Below are 20,516 nucleotides of genomic sequence, written 5' to 3'. Positions count from 1 at the left end.
GCTCTTATTTAAAACAACTAAAATAAAATAAGGTTACCAGTACGCGGAATACAATGCCACCAGCATAGCCACAATGATGAGGGATCCTACGGCAAAACCGGTGGAAGTCTTAAACATACCGGTATCCACTTCCAGGCCTTTTGTGACCACGCCTTTTTTGTGCTCATACATACTGATCAGGTACATACCGAGGGTGCATATCAGAAATACAATCACCATCCGGTCCATAAACGGAATTTCGTAAATACCAGCTGCATTCTGGACGGACCAGCCAAACTGGTGCAGGGCAGACAGATCGACCCAACCCGGCAAAAACTTCAGCAGCACGGATGCGATAAAGCCCCCGATCGTGGCAAACAACGCGGCGCTGGAAGTGGTCTTCTTCCAGAAGAAACCAAAGATGAACATGGCAAAAATACCCGGCGATACAAAACCGGTATACTCCTGGATATACTGGAACCCCTGCTTGCCTTCGCCCATGAGGGCATCGCCAACGATCAGGGAAAGCAATACCGCAAACAGCATGGAAACGATTACCGAGATCTTTCCCACATTCACCAGGTTGCGCTCACTGGCATTGGCATTGAATACTTTCTTATAAATATCCAGCGTAAAGATAGTAGCAATACTATTGGCCTTACCCGCCAGGGAGGCCACAATGGCTGCCGTCAGCGCCGCAAACGACAATCCTTTAAGACCTGACGGCAGCAAGGTTATCAATGCAGGATAGGCTTTGTTGGGATCCTGAACGCCCGAGGCCGTGAGCAGCTGATCCGGTGTGATCCCGCCCAGGTTCTCTTTTACAATATAATATACGGCAATACCCGGCAGCACCACGATGATGGGCATCAGCATTTTTAAAAACGCGGCAAACAACAGGCCTTTGCGGGCCACGGGCAACGAGGCGCCTAACGCCCGCTGTGTGATATACTGGTTGCAGCCCCAGTAACTGAGGTTGGCGATCCACATACCGCCGATCAGAACGCTTAGCCCGGGCAGATCGATATAATTGGGATTGTCTTTCTTAAAGATCAGGTGAAAATGTTCGGATGCTTTTGATTGCAACATACTAAAACCGGCACCAATACCCTTACCGCCGGAAATCAGATTTAATGCGATATAGGTAGCCACCAATCCGCCCAGCACCAGGAAAAATACCTGGATCACATCGGTAAATCCGATCACCTTCATGCCTCCAAGGGTAATGACGATCGCAAAAATGGCCAGCGCCAGGATGCAGAACGTGATATTGATCCCCGAAATACCGCTGATGGCCAGGGCTCCCAGGTAAAGGATGGACATGAGGTTTACCACAATATACAGCATCAGCCAGAACACCGCCATGATCATGGCCACTTTGGAATTGTACCGCTGGCTCAGGAACTGCGGCATGGTAAAGATCTTGTTCTTCAGATATACCGGCATAAAAAAGATCGCCACGATGATCAATGTGGCCGCGGCCATCCATTCGTAGGCCGAAATAGCCAGCCCCAGCTTGAATCCCGAACCGCTCATCCCGATCATCTGCTCCGCGGAGATGTTGGAAGCGATCAGCGAAGCGCCAATAGCCCACCAGGTAAGCGAACCTTCGGCAAGAAAATAATCATGCGATGCCGAAACGCTCTCCTGCCTCTTTTTCCGGTACACCCAGTACCCGTAGGAGGCTACTACGATAAAATAAATGAAGAACACCAGGTAATCTGAACCTTTCATATGTACATTTTTTTTCGTTTAACAGAAAAAGAAGTACTAAATATATTGTTTTTAACGCGATTGACGGGAATTTTTAATAAAGAAACCCGGTTCCGGCATGCCGGAACCGGGTTTTACCGATCGCAGATTTTCCGGGTCCCTTAGTAAAACAAGGTGTACAATGCGGTTAAAATACCACAGATGATCAAAGCTCCTACAAGAAAACCCGAGTTTACTTTAAACATTTTCGTATCTACTTCCAGACCATTGGGCTGTACGCCCCTTGCAATGTCGATCCTGGAGATGATGAACATGCCCACAATACACAAAACAAACACGATCCCCATCCGGTCGAGAAAGGGAATTTCATAAACCCCGGCGCTATTGGGAACCGAAAGACCAAGGGAAGACAGGAATTGAAGATCCATTACGCCTGGTAAAAATTTGAGGGCCACAGAAAAAATAAAACCGCCTATCGTAGCGAACAATGCCGCGGAAGAAGTCGTTTTTTTCCAGAAGAATCCCAACAGGAACATGGCAAAAATACCCGGCGATACAAAGCCGGTGTACTCCTGTATAAACTGGAACCCGCCTTTTTTATCAATACCCAGGAACGGCGAAATAATGATCGCTAGGATCATTGCTACCACGATGGTGATCCGGCCTACATTTACCTGCTGGGTTTCGGTAGCCGCCGTATTCAGCCGCTTTTTATAAATATCCAGCGTAAAAATGGTGGAGATACTGTTTATTTTACCAGCCAGTGACGCTACAATGGCGGCTGTAAGCGCGGCAAAAGCAAGCCCCTTTAAACCAGCCGGCAACAGGTTCAGCAATACCGGGTAAGCCCTGTCAGGGTTCATTTCCCCATGCTCAATCATCTGGGCCTGGAAATCGACCCCGCCCACAACGCCTTCCTGGTGCAGAATATATGCAGCAATACCGGGGATCACCACAATAATGGGCATTAATAATTTTAAGAATCCTGCAAATAGCAGACCGGAACGGGCCGTTTTCAGATCAGCACCAAGCGCCCGTTGCGTAATGTACTGGTTACATCCCCAGTAATTCAGGTTCACGATCCACATGCCCCCCAGGAGCACTGTAAGACCCGGAAGATCCAGGTAATTGGGGTTATCCTTCTTTAGTATCATGTGAAAATGATCGTCTGCTTTTGCTTTCAATGTTCCCAGTGCGCTCATCACACCATCCAGCTTAAAATGGTCTGCAACCAGCGATAATGCCAGGTAAGTGGTAGCCAGGCCACCCAGGATCAGGAAGAACACCTGGATCACATCGGTGTAGCCGATCACTTTCATACCGCCCAGCGCAATGATCAGTGCAAAAAGCGCCAGCATAGACATACAAATCCAAAAATTGATGCCGGAAATGGTGCTTACGGCAAGCGCTCCGAGGAATAGAATGGAGGTCAGGTTCACTACTACATAGAGCAGCAGCCAGAAAACCGCCATGATCATTGCCACGGTTCCGTTATACCGCTGATTCAGGAATTGCGGCATGGTGTATATTTTGTTTTTCAGATACACCGGCATAAAAAATACGGCAACGATGATCAGCGTCGCAGCGGCCATCCACTCATAGGTAGAAATGGCAAGCCCGATCTTAAAACCGCTTCCGCTCATACCAATAAACTGCTCCGCAGAAATATTGGAAGCGATCAGGGAGGCCCCGATAGCCCACCAGGTCAAAGAACCTTCCGCCAGGAAATAGTCGTGTGAGGCAGAAACGGAGGCCTGTTTCTTTTTCCGGTACACCCAATACCCGTAAGAAGCCACAATAATGAAATACACCAGAAAAACGATGTAGTCTGATACTCTTAACTCATTATTCATATGCATGCAATGTTAATATGTTCCTTTAAAAGTTTGCTAAAATAATTAATTACCCCGTTTTCCAGGATTAAATTAATTTTTGTTGAGCTGGTAATATACATCGCTCCAGCGCAGTTCGTTTTTAAACTGATACAGATCAGTTTCTTTACCGATCCGCACGAATTCGATACCCGCCATGCCGGCAAAATCTTCCAGGTGCTCAACGGTAAGGTTTTGTGAGTAGCAGGTATGATGCGCGCCTCCGGCCAGGATCCAGGCGGCACAACCGGTATTCATATCCGGGTAGGGCTTCCAGAGCACCCGGGCCACCGGAAGTTTTGGCAGCTCCTTTGTTGGCGCTACGGCCTCTACCTCGTTTACCAGCAGGCGGAACCGGTTGCCCATATCCATAATGGAGGCATTCAGCGCCGGACCACCCGTTACATCAAATACCAGGCGGACGGGGTCTGCTTTACCGCCGATCCCCAGCGGATGGATCTCACAGGATGGTTTTCCGTTTGCGATACTGGAGCAGATCTCCAGCATATGTGCTCCCAGCACCAGCGGGCCATCCGGATCAAAGTGATAGGTATAATCTTCCATAAAGGAATTCCCCCCGGGCAAGCCAACCGCCATTGATTTCATTGCGCGCACCAGCGCCGCCGTTTTCCAGTCGCCTTCCCCCGCAAATCCGTATCCCTGCTCCATCAGGCGCTGCGCGGCGATCCCCGGCAGCTGCATCATCCCGTGCAGATCTTCAAATGTATCGGAAAATCCTTTAAAATTGCCCTGTTCCAGAAATTGCTTTAAACCCAGTTCCATGCGCGCTGCATCTGCCAGCGATTGGTATTGTGCACCGTCTTTTTTCAGTTGCACGGCAACATGATAGGTATCCAGGTACTCCTGTACCAGCGCGTCCGTTTCTTTTACACCTACCTGGTTGATCACGGCCACCAGGTCGCCGATGCCGTGTGTATTGACGCTGTAGCCAAATTTCAATTCCGCTTCTACTTTATCCCCATCGGTCACGGCCACATAGCGCATATTATCGCCAAAGCGTACAAACCGTGCTCCCTGCCAGTCGTGCCAGCCGATGGCCGCCCGGCTCCAGGCCGCGATCCGCTCTAAAACGCTGTCGTCCTTCCAGTGCCCCACCACTACCTTCCGGTGCTTGTTCATCCGGCTCAGCATAAAGCCAAATTCCCGGTCGCCATGTGCCGACTGGTTGGTGTTCATAAAGTCCATGTCGATCGTGCTCCAGGGAATATCCCGGTTAAACTGGGTATGAAACTGCAGCAGGGGCTTATGAAAGATCTTCAGCCCGTTGATCCACATTTTTGCAGGAGAAAAAGTATGCATCCACGCAATCACACCGATACAGGACCCGCTGAAATTGGCCTCGGAAAAAACCGAGGAGATCTCTTCCGGTGTTTTCACCGTATCCTTCCAGACAAGCTTTACCGGTATTTTTGTTGTACCGTTGATGTGATTGACGATTTCCTGTGCATGTGCCGCTACTTCCTTTAAGGTATCGGCGCCGTAGAGGTGTTGACTCCCGGTAACAAACCACAATTCTAATTGCTCCAGATTGATCATATATTTTCGATATAGTTTATTATTGTCCGTAATAGCTGTGCGGGCCGTGCTTGCGCTGGTAGTGCTTATCCATCAGGGCTTTTTTCAGCAGCGATACCTGCGGATTGATCTGCTCGGTGAGGTACGCCATCTGCGCCACCTGCTCCAGTACCGCACTGTTGTGCACGGCTTTGGCCGCATTTTTTCCCCAGGTAAAGGGCGCATGATTGCCCAGCAGGATCATTTCTACCTCCCGGTAATCAAAGCCGTTTTCCCTGAAATGGTTCAGAACCTGGTGTCCCGTCTGCACTTCATAATCGCCCTGTATCATTTCATCATCCATGGGCAGCGCACAGGGAATGTTTACAATGTTATAATCGGCATGGGTGGTTCCGTAAATGGGAATGGCCCTCAGCGATTGTGCCCAGGCTGTTGCATAGGTCGAATGCGTATGTACAATACCTCCGATGCCCTCCCAGTGCTTGTACAGCACAGCGTGCGTTTGGGTATCGGAGCTGGGATTCAGCGATCCATCCACCATTTTTCCGTCAAAGTCAACGATCACCATCTTTTCCGGTGTAAGCTCGGCGTAAGCCACCCCGCTGGGCTTAATGGCAAAAACACCTTCTTCCCGGTCTGCTTCGCTGGCGTTCCCAAAAGTAAAGAGCACCAGCCCCAGTTCAGGAAGCTGCATGTTGGCATTATATGCCTTCCGGCGGATCGCTTCGTATTTCATTGTTACAGGTTGTTGTGTTCTAAAAAAGCACCTATTTTATGATATTGCTCCATTCGTTCTTTATAATATGCATGCCTTGCCGGATCGGGGAAATATTCCTGGTCAAAGCCCTGCCCCATGGCCTCCATGGCTGCCTCTACCTTCGGGTAAATGCTCGCAACGGTTGCGGCAAACATGGCAGCCCCGATGGCACAGGTCTGTTCCGACCGGTGGATCCGGATCGGCATATTCATTACATCCGCCATCACCTGCATGATGTAGGCCGATTTACGGGCAACCCCGCCCACACCGATCAGCCCTTTGATGGGAACACCTTCTTCCTCAAACCGGTCCACAATAGCCTTGGCACCAAAACAGGTGGCTTCCACCAGCGCTTTAAAGATCCGGGGCGCATCGCTTCCCAGGCTGAGCCCGGTCAATGCCCCGTGCAGCAATTGGTTGGCATCCGGTGTCCGGCGGCCATTCAGCCAGTCCACCGCATGCACATCCTTTTCTTCCAGCGGCAGGGCCGCCGCTGCCTTAGCCAGTTCCGGGATCACCCGCGCTGCCGTTTCTTCAATAAGTGCTGCCGCCTGCGCCTGGGTCAATACACTGGATTCTTTCACCAGCTGCATGGGCCATGACAATACATTTTTAAACCAGGCATATACGTCTCCAAAAGCGCTCTGCCCGGCTTCCAGTCCTGTCATACCCGGGATCACCGATCCCGTAACCTGACCGCAGATACCTTTAACTGTTTTATCGCCCAACAGGTCTTCCGGGGGCACCACCAGCATATCGCAGGTAGAGGTTCCCATCACCTTACTCAGATGATATGGCTCTATCTGTCCGCCAACAGCGCCCATATGTGCATCCATGGCGCCGATGCCCACTACCACACTGGTGCTCAGCCCCAGTTTTTCTGCCCACTCCGGGCAGAGTGTTCCTGCAGCTTCATCCGCCGCGTAGGTCCGGGACGGAAGATGGTCGGCAAAGCCCTCCAGCAACGGATCCAGCGTTGCCCAGAATTCATTGGGAGGAAATCCGTTAAAAGCTTCGGACCAGAGCGCCTTGTGCCCCGCGGTGCAAACGCCCCGTTTCAGCTGCTGCACCTCCGCGCCGCCGGTCAGCAGAAAAGGCAGCCAGTCCGCATGCTCCACCCAGCTTACCGTATGGTTGCGGACGGCTTCATCCGTTCTGAAAATGCGCAATAATTTTGCCCAGTACCACTCACTGGAATAGATGCCTCCAACATACCGGAGGTAATTGGTCTCAAACTGTTCTGCATGTTTATTGATGGCTGCCGCCTCGGCGGTTGCCGTATGATCCTTCCACAAAACAAACATGGCATTGGGGTTGTCTGCAAACTCCGCAGACAGGGCCAGGGGCCGGCCTTTTTTGTCGACCGCTACCGGGGTTGAGCCGGTGGTATCAATCGAGATCCCCTTGACCTGTGCGGCAACGGCTGCCCCCGCTTTTTGTACACAATCTTTAATGGTGGCCTCCAGCCCTTCCATATAGTCCAGCGGATGTTGCCGGAACTGGTTCTTTGAAGGTACACAATACAATCCCTGTTTCCAACGGGGATACTGGAATACCGAGGCCGCAACCTCGTTTCCGTTTAACGCATTTACTATAACGGAGCGAACCGAATCCGTACCAAAATCCACTCCGATCACGTATGCTTCTTTCATCGACTACGATCGTTTAAAAATTAAAAATACAATTTATTTGCAATAATTGTAAAAATTACAATTATTTTTTCACGCATGCTTTTCAGAACAGGTCATTCAAACGCGGGTCCGTAAAATCCGGTATATCGCATAAGATCCGGCGCTGCTCTTTAAATTCCTCCGGCCCGTGCCCCGTGGTAATGATAACCGTATCCATACCGGCATTGGCAGCCGCTTCGGCCCCTTTGGGCACATCTTCAAAAACCAGGCAATCCGAAGGCGCCGTATCCAGCAGCCGGGCGCAGGTGAGAAAGGTTTCCGGGTCCGGTTTACTTTTCGAAACGTCATCGGCCGTTACCACGGCCTGAAAATACCGGCGGATATGCAACCGGTCTACCACAAAATCAACATTAAAAGGGATAGCGGCCGTACCGATGGCCATGGGAATGTTTTTTGATGCGGCCTTTTTTAGAAAATCGTCCAGCCCCGGTACCAACCGCAGATGCGGCAGATAGGCTTCCTGGTAGATCTGCTCCTTCCGGAAGGAGAGTGCTTCTTTTTCGGCCTCCGTGAATTTGCTGCTGCCAAAGATCCGGTCCAGTACCTCACTGTTCTTTCCGTACATATGGCTGCTTACCACTGCCCGGCTTAAACCTGCGTTTAACTCCTCATTCAGGATCCTGAACCAGGCTTCCGCATGAAAAGCCATGTCGTCAATGATGGTCCCGTTCAAATCAAAAATAAATGCTTTGTATCTCATTGCGCTGAATAATAGCGGGTAAGATACAGAGAAATGAAAAAACGGTCCCTGCTTAATTTGGCCTGGGCCATTTAAGCAAAAAGGAGGCGGGATCAGCGCAGCGGCCTTGCCGGAACCCCGCTGTTCGTAAGCACTACGGGCCTGATGGTACCATCGCTGTTAAAATAAAGACGCTCTATACAGGTTTCCCGCGAGTTGCCGTCCTTTTCAGCAAGCGGCCGCCGGTGATAAATAATATACCATTCGTCCCGGCCCGGCACCTGTATCACAGAATGGTGCCCGGCCCCTGTTGCTATTTTGGGATCCTGTTGCAATATCTTTCCGGCGCGCTTAAACGGCCCCAGCGGTGAATCGGCCACTGCATAGGCCACGCTGTAATCCGGGCCGGTCCACCCTCCTTCCGACCACATAAAATAATATTTGCCCTTGCGGATGAACATTACCGGTCCCTCCACATATTTTTCGGGTGTGATCTCTCTAAAAACGCCGCCGTCCGGGAACGGTATAAACCCGGTAAAATCATCTTTTAACCGGGCGATATTGCAATGCCGCCATCCTCCGTAAATGAGGTAATAAGCCCCGTCCTTATCTTTAAAAACAAACTGGTCAATGGGCTGCGCACCGTTATGAAACCGGTCTACCAGCGGATGCCCGAGATAATCCTTAAAAGGCCCCTGTGGCTGTGCCGCTACGGCAACACCGATCCCTCCCGTTTCCCGGTCGTTCTGAATATCGTTAGCCCCGAAAAAAAGAAAATAGCGGTTATCTTTCTTTATAATAGCCGGTGCCCAAAGTGCCCGCCGAGCCCACTTTACTGCTGCGGTATCGAGTATCTTTTCATGTTTTGTCCATTGTACCAGGTCCTTTGAGGAAAAGGCATCCATAAAGACCTGCCGCTCATAGGGCGCCGAATAGGTGGGATAGATCCAGTAGGTTTTGTCAAAGATCACTCCTTCCGGATCCGCATACCACCCCGGGAACAATGGATTTCCGGAAAACTTTTTCTGCCCGTAGACCCCGGAAAACAGGAGGACCAGGCCGGATATCGCGATTATTTTTTTCATACATAACTGTTGTTTTCTTTAAAAGATACCGGTCTGAAGAACTTACCCCGCCTGGGCCAGGGTGGTCCGCGCCTATACACCAAATCCGGCTGCCGGGTGACGCAAGCATCCATTGCCGGTGAAACACCCTGCAATGGTGTAAAACAGCCCTTATTTTAACAATCGTTCTGCCACAAAGGTAATGGCCGTTTTGCCATGTGGCGTGGGTGTACCGTTCTTATCGAGGTTTACAAACACCATGCGGTCAACGGTAAGAAGGGCTCCTGCGTCATCTTATTCCGCACCTCGCAACGCAGGGTGAGCGAAGTATTCCCAAACTTGGTGGCAATGATCCCGATCTCAATGATATCGCCTTGCCGGGGTGAAGCAATAAAATTAATTTCGGATATGAACTTGGTCACAACATGGGTATTCTCCAGCTGGATGATGGCGTACAGGGCCGCTTCTTCATCGATCCACTGCAACAAGCGTCCGCCAAACAGCGACTGGTTGGGGTTGAGATCTTCCGGTTTTACCCATTTGCGGGTGTGGAACCGCATTTCGTTGTCGGGTGTGGTCTTATCCTCCATAATACGGGCTTAAGCGTTTCTTTTTTTATATTCTGCAATTACCTTTTCGAGATGCTTCTTAAAGCGCCCTTTCAGATCCGGAAGCGGATCGTAGGGAAACCCATCCGGCGCCAGGCGCTCTTCTTTTCCATCCAGGAAGAAATAAAAAGGCTGGGTATTGGATCCAAAACGGGAAAGTTGTATATCGGTATTCAGCTCTCCCAGGGTTTCCACCGTTTTTCCAAGCTCCTTCGATGGATATTGTTCTGCCTTGGGTATATCCACGCCATTATGCACATCCACAAATAAAGAAGCAATCACGAATTGCTCCTTCAGCAGCTTCATCACTTCCGGGTCGCTCCATACCTGGGCTTCCATTTTGCGGCAGTTGATACAATTGATCCCTGTAAAATCCAGCATCAGCGGCCGTTTTGACCTGCGGGCCACTTCGAGCGCCTCCCGATAATCAAAGTAGGTCACAAGCCCGTTATTGACCACCACAGCCGGTTCATTTTTTTTCATGATGGCCGCATATTTCACCGGCCCGGGCAATCCATCTGCGTAGTGTGCCGTATCCCCGGTATTTCCGGTCCGGCCGCCGAGCGCCCTCAGATCCGTTCCGGAGGGCAAGTCATCTGCATTAAAGTCCTGGGTGCCCATCGGCGGCAAAAACGTACCCAGGCCTTTCAACGGCGCACCAAACAGCCCGGGAATGAGATATACGACCATAAAGAAGGACGCAATGGCAAAGGAAAGCCGGGTTACCGTAAGATACGGCAATCCGAAATCATTTTTGGGCAACTCATCATCATGCCTGAACTTTAGTTTCCCCAGCAGGTATAACCCCAGCAGCAAGAAGATCACTACCCACAATACGATAAAAATTTCCCGGTCCAGGATCCGCCAGTTCTTTGCAAGATCCGCATTTGAGAGGAATTTAAGGGCAAGCGCCAGCTCCATAAACCCGAGCGTGACCTTTATTGAATTCATCCATCCCCCCGGCTTGCTTAAACTGTTTAGCCAGGAAGGAAAAAATGCAAAGAGCGCAAAGGGAATGGACATGGCCAGCGAAAAACCAAAGAATCCTACCAATGGTCCCACATAACCGCCCTTAAAAATGATGGGCAGCAAAAACCCAAGTATGGGACCGGTACAGCTAAAGGAAACAATAACCAGCACCAGAGCCATGAAAAAGATACCCAGGAAACTGGACGTATTGGCTTTGGCATCGGCCCGGGTTGACCACGAGGCCGGCAATGTAATTTCAAAGGCCCCTAAGAACGAGATCCCGAATACCAGGAATAAAATAAAGATGAACAGGTTGAAGATCCAGTTTGTAGAAATATTGTTCAAAGCAGCCGGCCCCCAGATCAAGGTGATCAAAAAACCGATGAACGTGAATATAAAGACGATCGATCCCGAATAGATCAGCGCATTCTTCCTGCCTTCTGCCTTTGTTTTGCTGCGTTTGGTAAAAAAGCTTACCGTAACCGGAATCATCGAATACACGCAGGGCGTTAACAATGCCAGCAATCCACCGCCAAAGGCGCCCAGGAAGATCCAGAGCAGTGACTGTCCGCCTGCTGCAGTGTCACTATTGTTTGCACCGGTCGTCACCGATGCCGTTCCCGGAACATCCTCGTTCTTTACATAAAATTTAAAAGGTTCCTCAAAAGAAGCGAATGTTTCCCCTGATTTGAACATATAGGTAACAGCTCCTTTCACAACCGCACTGTCTCCTTTCTCAAGCTTTACCGTTTGTATCCATTGCAAGGAATCTTTTACAAAGGCAACCGGTACACTCAGCACCGGATCGGTCTGCTGCTGCAGGCTCCCTTTTTCTGAAAGACTGTCCTTTAAATATTTTGCTGCTGCCGTATCAAAAACAATGGCGGAGTACACATCTTTGTTCTGAGCGGTCTGGATACCAAACAGCTCTGTGCCCGGATCTGTTACATGAGCGGTAATGATCAGCTGGACCTCATTTTCACCGGCCGGACGTTGGCTATAAGAGAATTTTACCCTGGAACTGTCCTGCGCCGCCGCAACTAAAAAGAGAAAAAAAAGAGGAAAGGCCAATAAGATCCGCTTCATACACTTTTGTTTAATTAGGAGATGGACAAAATTATAGAAACAAAAAATGGTAACAAATGTTACAGGGGGCCCTGCTTTTATTTACATAATATTAAAAATAAATACAGTTTTGATCAATAACCACTAACTGTAACAATGTTTTATAAAAAATATTTTTCCTGTTTGAGCTTTTCGATGCATTCTTTTAAACTACTTGTCCAGTAGGGTGTATCAACTTTATAGGCTTCTTTTATCGTGGCCGTATCTAAAACCGAGTATGCGGGCCTTTTTGCAGGGGTCGGATACGCTGTGGCCGGAATGGCATTGATGGTACAGGAGCTCCCGGTCAGCTCCCTGATCTTCACGGCAAAATCATACCAGCTGATAGCGCCTTCATTGGTATAATGATAAATTCCCGGCAGCCAGCTGTCGCCGCTGATGATGTCGATAATGGCTTTGGCCAGGTCTCTTGCATAGGTGGGTGCGCCGTATTGGTCACTGACCACATTGATGGCCGGTCGTTCCTGCATCAGACGGATCATCGTTTTTACAAAATTCTTTCCGAACGACGAATAAACCCAGGCGGTACGGATGATGACGGCATCGGTTTGCTCCTGTGCCAGCAGCTCGCCTTTTCGTTTGGTGGCGCCGTAAACGCTGAGCGGATGGGTGGCATCCGATGGTTTGTATGGCTCCGTTGCCCGGCCGTCAAAAACATAGTCGGTAGAAATATGGATCAGTTTCGTGCCCCCGGAAGCACAGGCCCGGGCCAGACAGGCCACTGCTGTGGCATTCACTTTTTCCGCTACCGCGGCTTCTTCCGGCGCCTCCGCACGGTCCACAGCGGTATAAGCTGCACAATTGATACAGTAATCGGGCTGAAATTCCTCAAAATACTGCGCAATGCTTTCTTCTTCCGCAACGGGAAGCCGGCTCCGGTCCGTAAAATCAAATACAAGATCCGGATATGCTGCTGCCAGTTCCCTGATCTCGAAGCCCAGTTGTCCGTTGGATCCGGTCACCAGCACCTTAACGGGTGATTGCATATTAAAAATTATTTACAGCATCTTTAAATGAAGGAAGCAGCAGGTCCTTTTCCGAAACGATCTGCTTTTCCTTCGGTACCTGCCAGTCGATGGCCAGGCCGGCATCGTTGTAAATGATGCCACCTTCGCTTTCTTTATGATAAAGGGCATCACATTTGTACAGCACCGTTGCCGTTGCGCTCAGAACGGAGAACCCATGTGCAAATCCATGCGGCACCAGCAGCTGCTTCCTGTTCTCTGCAGAAAGCTCCACGGAAAATACCACGCCGTATGTGGGCGCATCTTTCCGCACATCCACCACCACGTCCAGGATTCTTCCTTCAAGAACGCGTACCAGCTTGTATTGTGCATGGGGCTTTAGCTGGTAATGCAATCCACGGATCACCCCGTATGTGGAATGCGACTGGTTGTCCTGAATAAAGCGGGCATCCACGCCTGCTTCCTTAAAAACAGACTGGTTGTATGCTTCAAAAAAACATCCCCGTGCGTCTTCAAAAACGCGGGGTTCAAATAATAGCAGTCCTTCGATGTGTGTATTGGTAAATGGCATTATAAACTAAAATAACTCCGGTTTTGAATTTTATTCCGATAGATCCCTTTTATGTCCGCAATAATGGCATTTTCTTTTGTGATCCCGCAAAAATAAGCGTCGTCCAGCCCGGTGTATTGCCGGTGCGGCACTGCTACAATGACCGCATCATAATTATTGCCGGGGGCACTGGTCAGGCCGAACCCGTACTCCTGCATCAGCTCTTCAGAAGCTGCCAGGGGGTCTTCGATATGAACATTCACCGAATATTCCTTTAACGCGGCCACCACATCTGCTATTTTGCTGTTCCGGATATCGCTCACATTTTCTTTAAAGGTAACCCCTTTGATCAGCACAGCGGCCTCGCCAATATTGGTACCGCTCTTCAGGATATGTTTTACCACTTTTTCGGCTACGTGTTTGGCCATCCGGTCATTAATACTCCTGCCCGCGAGGATCACCTCCGCATTGTACCCCAGCTGGTTGGCCCTGTAGGTAAGGTAATAGGGATCTACCCCAATGCAATGACCGCCTACCAACCCCGGCTGGAATTTCAAAAAATTCCATTTTGTGCCGGCAGCTTCCAGTACTTCAAAGGTATTGATGCCCATGATGTTGAAAATGATGGACAGCTCGTTCATCAGGGCAATGTTCAGATCGCGCTGTGTATTCTCGATCACCTTTGCAGCTTCTGCCACCTTTATGGAGGAGGCTTTATGCACGCCGGCTTTTACCACCAGGCTATAAACCTGCGCAATCGTATCCAGCGATCCGGCATCACAACCGGCAACCACTTTCACGATGGAGCTGAGCGTATGCTCCTTATCGCCGGGGTTGATCCTTTCCGGCGAATAGCCCAGCTTAAAGTCCTGCCGGTTCCTTAAGCCGGATATCCTTTCAATGACGGGCAAACAATCCTCTTCGGTGCACCCGGGATATACGGTAGATTCAAAGACCACATAGTCGCCTTTCTTAATGACCTTTCCGATGGTTTCCGACGCCTTTAGCACCGGCGTAAGATCAGGAATATTGGACGCATCCACCGGTGTGGGTACTGCTACAATGAAGAACCGCGCCGTTTTCAGCACTTCCAGGGAACTGGTAAACGTAATGTCGCACCCTTCAAAGTCGCCGGACTCCAGCTCATTGCTGGGATCGATGCCTTCCTGCATCTGGCCGATCCGTTTTTCATTAATGTCGAAGCCGATAACGGAGAGCTTTTTTGCAAACTCCAGGGCAATGGGCAATCCCACATATCCCAATCCGATAACGGCTAATTTTTCCTGTTTATTCAATAATGCTTTGTACATCAATCGCCCGCCTTTTGATCTTAAATGAGGGACAACACGGTGTCCGTTATAAACTTCAATTGTTCTTCATCCATTTCCGTATGGACCGGCAGGGAAATTACCCTTTCCGTTAAATACGTTGTAAGTGGCAGCTCCAGCCCGTCTACGCCAAACTGTTCAAACATTTTTTGCTTATGTGCGGGCACGGGATAATAGATCATCGAAGGAACACCCGTTGCATCCAGCCGGGTTTTAAATGCATCCCGGTCCACACCCTCCAGGATAATGGTGTACTGATGGTACACGTGATCCGAGTTTGCGGCTCTGAAGGGGGTGATGATCCGGTCTGTTTGTGCAAACGCTTCATCATAATAAGCGGCAACGGTCCTCCGCGCATCGCAATAGCCATCCAGGTAGTTCAGCTTTACATTCAGGATAGCCGCCTGGATACTGTCCAGCCTGCTGTTGCAGCCAACCACATCATGATAGTATCTTTTTTGCTGGCCATGATTGGCGATCATCTTTAATTTATGTGCAAGCGCATCGTCATTGGTGCAAAGCGCCCCTCCATCTCCAAAAGCGCCCAGGTTCTTACTGGGATAAAAAGAGGTACAGCCGATATGCCCGATCGTTCCCGTTTTCTTTGAAGTGCCATCCGAAAAATGAAAATTACAGCCGATCGCCTGCGCGTTGTCCTCTATTACATACAGCTTGTGCTGTCCGGCAATCTTCATAATGGCTTCCATGTTAGCCGACTGCCCGTAGAGATGCACCGGAACGATCGCTTTTGTACGCGGGGTAATGGCCTTTTCGATGGCGGCAGGATCGATACAGAAGGTTTTGGGATCTACTTCTACAAAAACGGGGGTCAGCTTCAGCAAAGCGATCACTTCTGTTGTAGCAATATAAGTAAAAGACGGCGTAATGACCTCGTCACCCGGCTGCAGTCCCAGGGCCATCAGCGCGATCTGCAATGCATCGGTTCCGTTTGCACAGAGAATAACATGGCTGGCACCGAGGTAAGTGGCCAGGTTGCCCGAAAACTCCTGCACCGCCGGGCCATTAATGAACGCGGTACTTTCCATTACATCCAGTACCGCCTTATCTACCTGCTGTTTTATCTTGTGATACTGCGAATGCGTATCAACCATATGTAAAGGTCTCATATAAATCACTTTAATAGGGTTGCAAATGTAATTAAATTTGCTGCAAACCTGAAGCGTATTGCTATTTGGTTTGCAACACTTGGCCTTCCCTATTAAATTTGCAAAAAACAATAAGTGTCAACAGTACTCTACTCTCTTTTCCTGTACAGCTACCGGGCCGGTATTTTTATCGCCTCTTTGTTTGATCAAAAGGCCCGGCTGTGGATCCAGGGAAGAAAGGATCTTTTTGCAAGACTGAAAGCCGCATTGGAAGCAAATACGGCCCCGGTGATCTGGGTTCATTGTGCATCCCTGGGAGAGTTTGAGCAAGGGCGTACCATTCTCGAAACCCTCCGTAAGGAATATCCTTCCCACAAGATCCTGCTCACCTTTTTCTCCCCATCCGGCTACGAGATCCGGAAAAACTACGCCTATGCCGACTGGGTTTTTTACCTTCCGCTGGATACCCGCCGCAACGCTGCAGATTTTGTACATCTTGTAAAACCTGTGCTGACCATATTTGTAAAGTACGAATACTGGTATCATTTGCTTCATGCATTGAAAGCTACAGGCCGCCCCATACTCCTGATCTCAGCGCTGTTCCGGGAGCATTCCGTTTTCTTTAAACCTTACGGGGGCTTTCACCGGAACATGCTCCGGTGTTTTACCCATATTTTTGTGCAGGATGATGAAAGTAAAAACCGCCTGGCTTCCGTTATTCCGGCAACCGGCATCACAGTTGCAGGGGATACCCGTTTTGACCGGGTGGAGCAGATCGCTTCCGGTTTTGAGTCCATACCGGCTATAGAGACCTTCACCAGTGACCGGCCCTTCCTGCTGGTGGCCGGAAGTACCTGGCCCGACGATGAAAAGCACCTGGCCGCATACATGAAATTAAACAGCAGTAATACAACATTAATTATTGCCCCTCATGAAATTAATAAAGATCACATCAAGGAAATAGAGAGTCGGTTTCCCGGCGCACTCCTTTTTTCCCGGTTAAAAGATCAGCCCTCGCTGAAAAGCCAGGTACTGATCATTGACAACATCGGGATGTTATCACGGCTTTACCATTATGCAGATATAGCCTATATCGGCGGGGGATTCAATAAATCGGGGATCCACAATACCCTCGAAGCAGCCGTTTTTGCCAGGCCGGTCCTGTTTGGCCCCAACTACCAGAAGTTCTCTGAGGCCAAAGCACTTATTAAAAAAAGAGGTGGAATTAGCTACAATACTGAGGATCAGCTAATAGAAACAATAAATAAACTTAAAGAAGATAGCGTGTTACGTACAGCGTTAGGTGCCAATGCGGGCAGGCTGGTACATGAAAACACCGGCGCCACCCGGATCATATCCGATTATATCCGCGAAAATCTCCGGTAAAGCAGCCGGTCGAAGTATTCCACATCCCGGGTATTGTTCCATCCCAGTTTTGTCTTCAGCTCCCGTTTTACCCAGAACTCCGCTTCCTCCAGGGTATCAAAATTATTAATGGTCTTGATGCTGCGGCTGTACATGACCTCATCTCCTCTGAACAGGTTTTTCACAAACCGTTCTTTATCGGGGTCTGTAATGTCGTTCGTAAGATCGCTGATCAGTTTTGATGAAACGCTTTCAGCAGGCTCTTCCGCAATGGCAGTTTGCTGTTTCACCCCTCCGGACGGCTTTCCATTCCGCACCTGCTGAAAGAGAGTGGGAACTTCAACCAATGGATTGAAATAACTATGTTTCAGCTCCTTATCCCGGGTATCTTCTTTTTTTAAGGATCCTATTTCACTACCCTGAAGGTACATCCCCGCCTCATGCTGCAACTCCAGCAACCGCAGCTCTTCCTCATCCGTTTCTTCTTCGCTGATGCTGTCCAGCTGAAAATATTCCTTTTCGTTACCCTGCTTATCTTTCACCATCACACCCTTGTTCACCGCCGGCATATTGGGTACAAAAACAGCCACACTGCTACTGCCCAGGACCGCCGTCTCCTTCATTTCACCATTGATCTCCCGCTGGATCATCTGAGTGGTGATCAGTAATTGAGACAGGTCCGCCTTATTATCAAACTGGGTTCTTAACTTTTCGATCAGTGCTTCTATTCGTTGCATTATCCTACTTTTGAACTATTATGGACAGAATGTAACTATAGCAATATACAAATAACACTCCAAAAATTGTTGTAATTACAATAAAAACACAACATGTTTATTGAACCGAATCTTACAGGCGACCGGCGCGGATGGATTGAAGTGATCTGCGGTTCCATGTTTAGCGGCAAAACCGAAGAGCTGATCCGGCGGTTAAAACGTGTAAAATTCGCGAACCTGAAAGTAGAAATTTTCAAGCCGGCACTGGATACCCGCTATGATGAAGACGACATCGTATCTCATGATACCAATGCCATCCGTTCCACTCCCATCGATAATTCACAAAAGATCCTTCTCTTCGGACAGGGGGCAGATGTTATCGGCATTGATGAAGCCCAGTTTTTTGATCCCGAGCTGCCGGAGGTCTGCGACCGGCTGGCCTACCAGGGCGTGCGCGTTATTGTTGCAGGGCTGGATATGGATTTTACCGGGAAGCCGTTCGGGCAGATGCCCTTTATGCTGGCAAAGGCAGACTATATCACCAAACTCCATGCGATCTGTGTAAAATGCGGCAACATCGCCAACTATTCTTACCGTAAAATTCCGGACGAAGAGCAGATCATGCTGGGCGCCACAGATGCCTATGAACCCCGTTGCCGTAAATGCTATTTTGATAAAGTTTAAACTCCTAACATTTAAAGCCTTGTTTCACTCAATTGCAACATTAATAAAAAAAGATCTGCTCCTGGAAATCAGGCAGCAGTACAGTTTTTATGGCATTCTGCTATACATAGCGGCAACCGTATTTGTACTCTTCCTGGTGATTGATGAGCCGGAAGGCAATATATGGAACGGGCTCTTCTGGGTGATCCAGTTATTTATCTGCATCAATGCGGTGGCCAAAAGCTTTTTACAGGAAAGCCGGGGACGGATGCTTTATTTTTATACCATCTCCGCTCCGGTTCATTTTGTGCTTGCCAAGCTGCTGTTCAATTCGGTGCTGATGTTGCTGATGTCCCTGATCAGCCTGCTGCTTTTTTTTGCGCTGCTGGGCAACCCGGTTCAGAAGGTCCTGCCCTTCACCGGCCTGGTATTGCTGGGGGGCTGGAGCCTCAGTATGGTTTTTACCTTTTTAGCCGCCATTGCAGCCAAGGCACAGCAAAATGCAGCCATTATGGCCATACTGGGATTTCCCATCGTAGTGCCGCAGCTGATGTTACTGATGAAGATCACCACCGCGGCCTTTAACCCCGCCGTTCCCATTTTGTGGAACGATATTGCCCTGCTTGTTTCGCTGGATCTGCTGGTGGCCATCCTCGCCGTTATTCTCTTTCCTTTTCTATGGAGGGACTGATCCCCTGCTCAAAAACGGCAGCCGGACCGTTCCGTCCAGGGCCGGGATCAGCATTTCTGATTTTTTGTTGATCAAAACCGGGGAACGGCTTCCAAGTCTTACCGAATTTCTATAAGAACTCTGTTTTCTTTATGCAATTTGCAAATTTGGTCTATGAAACAACTTTACGCTTACTTTTGTGTTTTAGTACTTTACTAAGGTGTACTGTTAAGATTCGCATATGTATAAAACGTGGTGGAAAATCCTTTGTGTCATCCTGTTGGTGTACGCTCTTGTAGCAGGACTGCTTGTTAAAGTTCCCAATCTTCCTATTCTCGGAGAAACCAGTCGCAACCTGTTTTACCATGTGGGTATGTGGGCGGCGATGATGGTGCTCTTTGTCTGTTCCCTGGTGCACTCCATCAGGTACCTGCGAACGATGAACCTGAAGTATGACATTGCTGCAAAAAACTATGCTACGGTGGGTATTTTCTTTGGGTTGCTGGGTTATGCTACGGGTGCCATCTGGGCCAGCTACACCTGGGCGGACCCCAATAACCCGGCCTTTCAGTCGTTCAGCGCTGTTGCCCGGGAGCCTAAACTGATCGGAACCGCTGTTGGCCTGCTGATCTATTTTGCCTACCTCATCTTAAGAGATTCCATAAATGACCTGGACAAAAGAGCAAGGGTAAGCGCGGTCTATAACATTTTTGCCTTTGCGATGCTCTTCCCTACCATATTTATTGTGCCCCGGCTGCTTCCCAGTCTGCACCCGGGCCAGGAAGGAAACCCGGCCCTGAATTTCAATGACGTAAGCTCCCAAATGCGGATGGTCGAATTTCCGGCGTTTATCGGATGGGCTCTGCTGGGCGTCTGGATCGCCACGCTTAAGATCCGGATCAATTTACTGAAAGAAAAATCGCTCTTAAAAAAATGAAAAAAGCTATCAACCGTTTCTTCGCTTTCTTACTATTGCTATCCTCCCCCTGCCTGGCCATGGCGCAGTCGGGTGCCGATTCCCTTATGAGAAGCAACGGAAGGATCTATGTGGTTATCGCCGTATTGCTGGTGATCCTGCTGGGTATATTCCTCTATCTGTTCCGGGTAGAACGGAAACTGAAAAAACTGGAGAAAGAGCACCAGAACTGATCCCGGAGAGCA

The 20,516-nt window shown here is 49.4% G+C and carries 19 protein-coding genes; 5 read left to right on the top strand and 14 right to left on the bottom strand.

Annotated features, from left to right (window positions below):
• Positions 1-33: 33 nt before the first annotated feature.
• The 13 genes from B160_RS0103420 to B160_RS0103345 form a co-directional block, all read right to left on the bottom strand.
• A complete protein-coding gene (locus tag B160_RS0103420) occupies positions 34-1,713 on the bottom strand; it encodes a sodium/sugar symporter (protein ID WP_018626466.1) in 1,680 nt (559 codons plus the stop codon).
• A 140-nt stretch (positions 1,714-1,853) separates the two neighbouring features.
• A complete protein-coding gene (locus tag B160_RS0103410) occupies positions 1,854-3,545 on the bottom strand; it encodes a sodium/sugar symporter (RefSeq protein WP_018626464.1) in 1,692 nt (563 codons plus the stop codon).
• A gap of 72 nt (positions 3,546-3,617) precedes the next feature.
• Entirely contained in the window at positions 3,618-5,120 is a 1,503-nt protein-coding gene (gene araA, locus B160_RS0103400) for an L-arabinose isomerase (RefSeq protein WP_018626462.1), read from the bottom strand.
• Between the two features lie 19 nt (positions 5,121-5,139).
• A complete protein-coding gene (gene araD / locus B160_RS0103395; protein ID WP_018626461.1) occupies positions 5,140-5,835 on the bottom strand; it encodes an L-ribulose-5-phosphate 4-epimerase AraD in 696 nt (231 codons plus the stop codon).
• A gap of 2 nt (positions 5,836-5,837) precedes the next feature.
• Positions 5,838-7,508: a ribulokinase gene (locus tag B160_RS0103390; RefSeq protein WP_018626460.1), complete on the bottom strand. Its 1,671-nt coding sequence runs from the start codon at positions 7,506-7,508 to the stop codon at positions 5,838-5,840.
• 82 nt (positions 7,509-7,590) lie between these two features.
• Positions 7,591-8,247, bottom strand: coding sequence for an HAD family hydrolase (locus B160_RS0103385; RefSeq protein WP_026309493.1), 657 nt, complete (start codon positions 8,245-8,247; stop codon positions 7,591-7,593).
• A gap of 92 nt (positions 8,248-8,339) precedes the next feature.
• A complete protein-coding gene (locus tag B160_RS0103380) occupies positions 8,340-9,311 on the bottom strand; it encodes a glycoside hydrolase family 43 protein (RefSeq protein WP_018626458.1) in 972 nt (323 codons plus the stop codon).
• Positions 9,312-9,538: 227 nt separating this feature from the next.
• The gene (locus B160_RS28300) at positions 9,539-9,880 is read right to left on the bottom strand and encodes an acyl-CoA thioesterase (RefSeq protein ID WP_245562139.1); all 342 of its coding nucleotides are present in this window, start codon (positions 9,878-9,880) and stop codon (positions 9,539-9,541) included.
• 9 nt (positions 9,881-9,889) lie between these two features.
• Positions 9,890-11,953, bottom strand: coding sequence for a protein-disulfide reductase DsbD family protein (locus B160_RS28295; protein ID WP_018626456.1), 2,064 nt, complete (start codon positions 11,951-11,953; stop codon positions 9,890-9,892).
• A gap of 140 nt (positions 11,954-12,093) precedes the next feature.
• Entirely contained in the window at positions 12,094-12,978 is an 885-nt protein-coding gene (gene rfbD, locus B160_RS0103360; protein ID WP_018626455.1) for a dTDP-4-dehydrorhamnose reductase, read from the bottom strand.
• A 1-nt stretch (position 12,979) separates the two neighbouring features.
• A complete protein-coding gene (rfbC, locus tag B160_RS0103355; protein WP_018626454.1) occupies positions 12,980-13,528 on the bottom strand; it encodes a dTDP-4-dehydrorhamnose 3,5-epimerase in 549 nt (182 codons plus the stop codon).
• Positions 13,528-14,817 carry a nucleotide sugar dehydrogenase gene (locus tag B160_RS0103350; protein ID WP_018626453.1) on the bottom strand — a complete coding sequence of 430 codons (1,290 nt, stop codon included), beginning with the start codon at positions 14,815-14,817 and terminating at the stop codon, positions 13,528-13,530. The genes rfbC and B160_RS0103350 overlap by 1 nt, the downstream gene beginning before the upstream one ends.
• Before the next feature lie 20 nt (positions 14,818-14,837).
• Positions 14,838-15,962: a DegT/DnrJ/EryC1/StrS family aminotransferase gene (locus B160_RS0103345; RefSeq protein WP_040679287.1), complete on the bottom strand. Its 1,125-nt coding sequence runs from the start codon at positions 15,960-15,962 to the stop codon at positions 14,838-14,840.
• Positions 15,963-16,076: 114 nt separating this feature from the next.
• On the opposite strand from B160_RS0103345, the gene B160_RS0103340 reads away from it, so the two are divergent.
• Entirely contained in the window at positions 16,077-17,327 is a 1,251-nt protein-coding gene (locus tag B160_RS0103340) for a 3-deoxy-D-manno-octulosonic acid transferase (protein WP_018626451.1), read from the top strand.
• On the opposite strand, the gene B160_RS0103335 is transcribed toward B160_RS0103340, so the two are convergent.
• Positions 17,303-18,043: a hypothetical protein gene (locus B160_RS0103335; protein WP_018626450.1), complete on the bottom strand. Its 741-nt coding sequence runs from the start codon at positions 18,041-18,043 to the stop codon at positions 17,303-17,305. The two genes, B160_RS0103340 and B160_RS0103335, sit on opposite strands and share 25 nt — an antisense overlap.
• Positions 18,044-18,136: 93 nt before the next feature.
• On the opposite strand from B160_RS0103335, the gene B160_RS0103330 reads away from it, so the two are divergent.
• The 4 genes from B160_RS0103330 (at position 18,137) to B160_RS0103315 (ending at position 20,504) form a co-directional block, all read left to right on the top strand.
• Positions 18,137-18,706 (top strand): thymidine kinase, encoded by a 570-nt coding sequence (locus B160_RS0103330; protein ID WP_018626449.1) that lies wholly within the window; start codon positions 18,137-18,139, stop codon positions 18,704-18,706.
• Between the two features lie 19 nt (positions 18,707-18,725).
• Positions 18,726-19,376, top strand: a complete 651-nt coding sequence (locus tag B160_RS0103325; RefSeq protein WP_018626448.1) for a heme exporter protein CcmB — start codon at positions 18,726-18,728, stop codon at positions 19,374-19,376.
• Between the two features lie 220 nt (positions 19,377-19,596).
• The gene (gene ccsA / locus B160_RS0103320) at positions 19,597-20,292 is read left to right on the top strand and encodes a cytochrome c biogenesis protein CcsA (RefSeq protein WP_018626447.1); all 696 of its coding nucleotides are present in this window, start codon (positions 19,597-19,599) and stop codon (positions 20,290-20,292) included.
• On the top strand, positions 20,289-20,504 hold the full coding sequence (locus tag B160_RS0103315) for a CcmD family protein (protein WP_018626446.1): 216 nt from the start codon (positions 20,289-20,291) through the stop codon (positions 20,502-20,504). The genes ccsA and B160_RS0103315 overlap by 4 nt, the downstream gene beginning before the upstream one ends.
• The last annotated feature ends 12 nt before the right edge of the window (positions 20,505-20,516 follow it).

Source organism: Niabella aurantiaca DSM 17617 (genome assembly GCF_000374125.1).
Taxonomy (GTDB): Bacteria; Bacteroidota; Bacteroidia; order Chitinophagales; family Chitinophagaceae; genus Niabella; species Niabella aurantiaca.
This window is presented reverse-complemented; position numbering and strand designations above follow the sequence as displayed.